General features: G+C 49.2%; 4 protein-coding genes and 3 pseudogenes. 2 read left to right on the forward strand and 5 right to left on the reverse strand.

Going from position 1 to position 4,103, the window contains the following annotated elements:
• Positions 1-164: 164 nt before the first annotated feature.
• Positions 165-347 (reverse strand): annotated as a pseudogene (locus VE954_RS41975) (IS6 family transposase); the annotation flags it as partial.
• Here VE954_RS41975 and VE954_RS41980 point away from each other — a divergent pair.
• The gene (locus VE954_RS41980; RefSeq protein WP_324964528.1) at positions 294-788 is read left to right on the forward strand and encodes a DDE-type integrase/transposase/recombinase; all 495 of its coding nucleotides are present in this window, start codon (positions 294-296) and stop codon (positions 786-788) included. The pseudogene VE954_RS41975 and the gene VE954_RS41980 overlap by 54 nt on opposite strands.
• Positions 789-817: 29 nt before the next feature.
• On the opposite strand, the pseudogene VE954_RS41985 reads toward VE954_RS41980, so the two are convergent.
• The 3 genes and pseudogenes from VE954_RS41985 to VE954_RS44015 all read right to left on the reverse strand — a co-directional run.
• Positions 818-961: pseudogene (locus tag VE954_RS41985) on the reverse strand (IS6 family transposase); the annotation flags it as partial.
• 82 nt (positions 962-1,043) lie between these two features.
• Positions 1,044-2,246, reverse strand: coding sequence for a M48 family metalloprotease (locus VE954_RS41990; protein WP_324964530.1), 1,203 nt, complete (start codon positions 2,244-2,246; stop codon positions 1,044-1,046).
• A 409-nt stretch (positions 2,247-2,655) separates the two neighbouring features.
• Positions 2,656-2,736, reverse strand: a pseudogene (locus tag VE954_RS44015) (IS6 family transposase); the annotation flags it as partial.
• Between the two features lie 268 nt (positions 2,737-3,004).
• Between VE954_RS44015 and VE954_RS42000 the strand changes: the two are divergent.
• Positions 3,005-3,700, forward strand: coding sequence for a transposase (locus VE954_RS42000; protein ID WP_324964532.1), 696 nt, complete (start codon positions 3,005-3,007; stop codon positions 3,698-3,700).
• A gap of 159 nt (positions 3,701-3,859) precedes the next feature.
• On the opposite strand, the gene VE954_RS42005 is transcribed toward VE954_RS42000, so the two are convergent.
• Positions 3,860-4,103: hypothetical protein (locus tag VE954_RS42005; RefSeq protein ID WP_324964534.1), on the reverse strand; the 244-nt coding region annotated here is incomplete at its 5' end.

Raw genomic sequence — 4,103 nt, forward strand, 5'->3', positions numbered from 1 at the left:
CCATCGCCGGAATCGAGATGATGGCCATGATCAAAAAAGGTCAGATCGATATTCAGGGCTCCACTCCATTCGAGAAGTTTTACGCCCTCGCCGGATAACTGCGTCCGGGGAATGATCCCTTCAAAACCTTACTTCACCCTCTGAAATGTTTGCGACAGAGCCGCCTTTTCCAGCCCCGGCGTGAACTTGATAACCCAGCGGTAAATGGTGGTATGGTCAACCTCAAGCCCACGTTCCGCGGCCATCTCTTCAAGGTCGCGGTAGCTCAGCTTATAAGAAAGATACCAGCGGACATGGAGCATGATGATCTGGCGCTCGAAAGAGTGTCCTCTGGTGTCAAAAAGCATGAGCCTGCCTCCCGAAGTTTCCCGGAGAATACCACGGACTTACCCAGGCGCAACACAACCGGCAATACCGTGGACTATCTGCTCTCGGCAAAGCGCGACCGGAAAGCCGCCAAACGCTTTCTATCCAGGGCCATCAGGTCAAACGATGAACCGGTAAAAATCAATATCGACAAAAGCGGAGCCAACACTGCCGGGATCAATGACTATAACGATGACGAAGGCACCGATATCGAGATTCGTCAGAATAAATATTTGAACAACATTATCGAGCAGGACCATAGGCCCATCAAACAGCTATGCAGGGCCGCGCTGGGCTTTGGTAGATTTCGAACTGCAAAGATTACAATTGGTGGCTTTGAGTCGATGAGGATCATTCGAAAACGGCAGCTGAAGGCAGAGGGCAATACCTCTGCTGAAATCTTTTATTCCCTGGCGGCATGATTGATCGCAAATCCAGATATTTTCTCGCCCAGAGTTTGCAAACGCAACACAACCCCGCGTTCAGCCATCATTTCCTCGAGGTCTCTTAAGGAGAGTTTATAGCTGAGGTACCAGCGTATGCAGGTCAGCACAACAGACTTGGGGAAATGTTTGCCTTTGAAACTGATGGCCATATCCGCTCCGTGGATAAGGTGATCAGCGAATATGGCCTATGATAGAGCCTCATACTACGTTTTTTTTTTGCAACAGATCCTACTAGAGACCAGCTTTGATTTCCTTCAATTTGCCTGGAACGACTGTGGTTTTGGTATTGCCTTTGAAGGCCGCATATTCCTTATGCGTAATAAGCTCTCTTTTATTAATATTGTAGACTCGCCAGCAGGAATCGGGATGGGAAGCTTCGCCGCGTTTTGGCAAGGTGCCTTTAGTCAGCATGGCAGCGCACGCCTTATCCGTCTTCGATTGCGACATAATTATCTCGTGGACGACAAGGTACTTCTGCGGCATGAACCCGGCGCGCAGATAGAGCTCGAAACCAACCTCGTCTGCCTCCTGCTCCTTCCAATTCTGGGCAGCTCCTGCACCATCTTGAATAATCTGGTCACGAGGCAGCTTGCTGATTTTATCATAAGCATAATAGAGACCGTCTTCGTTGGCAAAGTAAGCTTTCTCCGTACCCTCAACAATTGCGACAACACTCGCCCAGCCTTTGTTAGCTTTAATTTTGGCAGGGTCCTGAGGGTCGAAGGAAATCGAGTCACGTATAAAAATGAAATTATCAAAAAACTCAACCTGTGCGTCGACGCCAGACAGGACACTTCCCGAGTTTTTTCCGATCTTATCCAAAAAGATTTTGAAGTCCGGATAGCTTTTCAGGCTCCGAAGCGCGGCGGGGATGGTGGCATCCTTTTTGTAAGCGTCGCGAAGCGCGGTATATGCCCCTGCCTTGGCTTGCTTGATCTTCGTGTTGAATCCTTCAGCTTCCGCACTCAATTTCTTATAGGCAGGGCTTGCGGCCACTTTGTCGTTTTCAAGCTTTCCAATATGGGCCATGGTTATATGGGCCAGTTCATGAGCCAGAGCCCCAGCGATTTCCGCATCCGTGTTCATGGCTTTGATCAAACCCACGTTGACAGTAATATCCCCGTTCACGGGGTTGCCTGAAGCATTGATCTCCTGACCCTGATCTATAGTCAGGCAGAACTTCGATGGTGCCAGATCACCCTTAAAGGTGTTCGGGTTGGCCTTCATCAAAGTCGTAAGAAGAGTTTGCAGGTAAGCGACCTTGGCGTCGCTCGTCTTGGATGGCTTGCACGCCTGCAGCGGCACCTTGCGCTCCCGACTCGTTTTGCCGAGCGTATGGTCTAGAGTCGAATCTTCCGGTGACCCGCAGCCCGAATTAAGAAGAGAGAGCATGAGACATAACGCAAGGGGTTTCCAAGTCACTCGAAGGTTCATCTGGATCTCCGACTCATAGATGTAAGGGATGTAAGGTTCACAAAGTAATGCAACAGCTGAACCGCTGCTGTTTCCATGATGGAGAGTAAAGACTAAAGCGATCCGGGAGATTATAACGTGTGGAAAGTATCACGCGGTATCGAGGCATGTTCTGGATGTGTGCTTGCTTTCAAGGCAGAAATCAGTAACATAAAGTAATGATGGACGTTTCCCTTGAAATGGGGTGATCGTGTGTTGATAATTCACCTATAAATCACCTCAATCATCTTCAAGGTCAAGATATTTTAGATGAAATGTCAGTTCTCCGGCAAAGGGCAAGGGCCATGCTGGCTTTAAAACCTTTATGTCGGCGGCGAAGACCATCGCCGGAATCGAGATGATGGCCATGATCAAAAAAGGTCAGATCGTTTGCCGATAGAAGAAAGTCTATCGAATCGCCATCACTGTCCACGGCCCGGTAAAGCCATTTGAGCTTGCCCTTGACCTTGATGGCCAATCGGGTAGCCAGAACCAGTCTCCCAGTTCCAGCTCCCACACCACCGCTCGTACGGTTCCGTAAGCGGCGGTTCACACAAACTGTACGTTGATTTTGTATTTGTCGTAGAGGTTTAGGATTCCAAGCCAAGCCAATGTTTCCAAGTAGGCACGGCTTAGTGCAAAATTCATTGCGCTCGTTGCTGAACTAGTGTCTATCCGGAAATGGAAGGCTGATTTGAGAAGGGGTTGCGCACTTTTAAGGTGACTTTTTCTGAAGAATCTTGAATTTGATTGTTACCACACAAATAAATTCAGGTGTTTATCAGAGAGGTCACAAAAAAATGCGCAGCACTCACAATCGTCAGAAATCGCTTTTTTGTCAACAGGCAGAGCACGAATACTATGCCGAATGGCGTCGGATTGAGGTGATACTTGAAGCCCACCCAGAGTTTGCGCAATGGGTGCAAACCGATTTGACCGGTCTCAAGCGTCCTGGAACAGGGGCCAAAGGGATGACTGCCGAACAGATGCTTAGGGCAGCGATATTGAAGCAGGCAAACTGCTGGACGTACGGGGAGCTAGAAGTCCAGCTTGTGGATTCCATGATGACTCGAAGCTTTTTGAAGCTGGACTTTGGCGAATACTACAGCGATTCAACGCTGCAGGCGAACATCAAGCGCCTCGCTCCGACGACGTGGGAAAAACTATCCAATTCTCTGGTCCTGTACGCGAAAGAGGTTGGCCTGGAAGCCGGGCGAGTCATCAGAATCGATGCCACGGCCATCGAAAGTAATGTTCATGAGCCGACGGACTCGTCACTGCTTTATGACTGTATCCAGTCAGCCCATGCACAATTTGAAACCCTGCGCTCACACCATCAGGTTAAAGCATTTTCCGCGGCAAAAACGAGGGAGGCCAAAAGTGGATATTCCGAGCCAAGGTTTCCGGTGAGTGTCAAGAAAGAAGTCGTGCTATAACACATGGATTATTGGTCTTTCATCATTCGGATTGAGATATACGACTGAACGATACTCCCACTTCTTCACTCCCCTTTTAAATCTGCCTGGCATCCGCGCAGCGGCATCAGCATAGACCGTGCGCCTGTGGGCCAGCTTCCAGGGCCCCGGAAAGAATGACTATAAAATAAGCGGCCAGTTAAAATTATTGGGAAATTTCAGAATTACGGCTTTCATGAAAGCCTTGATAATCAAGGGTCTGCTGAAATTCCAGGCATTCTTTCCGGGGCCCTGGCCCATGGCGGTCGGGTAAAAGGAGTGCCTTACGACACTCCAATCCCCACGGAACCCATCGTGCAGATTTCCCGCAATGGGCTCTTCAATCATTGATTCACGACTCACCAAGCGCTTTGAATTCCTGTAG

The organism is Oligoflexus sp. (genome assembly GCF_035638955.1).
Classification (GTDB): domain Bacteria; phylum Bdellovibrionota_B; class Oligoflexia; order Oligoflexales; family Oligoflexaceae; genus Oligoflexus.

Bases quoted from the DNA above. Each gene is read 5' to 3' on its own strand.
- VE954_RS41980 (WP_324964528.1), top strand. From the start codon at position 294: ATGGAGCATGATGATCTGGCGCTCGAAAGAGTGTCCTCTGGTGTCAAA.
- VE954_RS41990 (WP_324964530.1), bottom strand. From the start codon at position 2,246: ATGAACCTTCGAGTGACTTGGAAACCCCTTGCGTTATGTCTCATGCTC.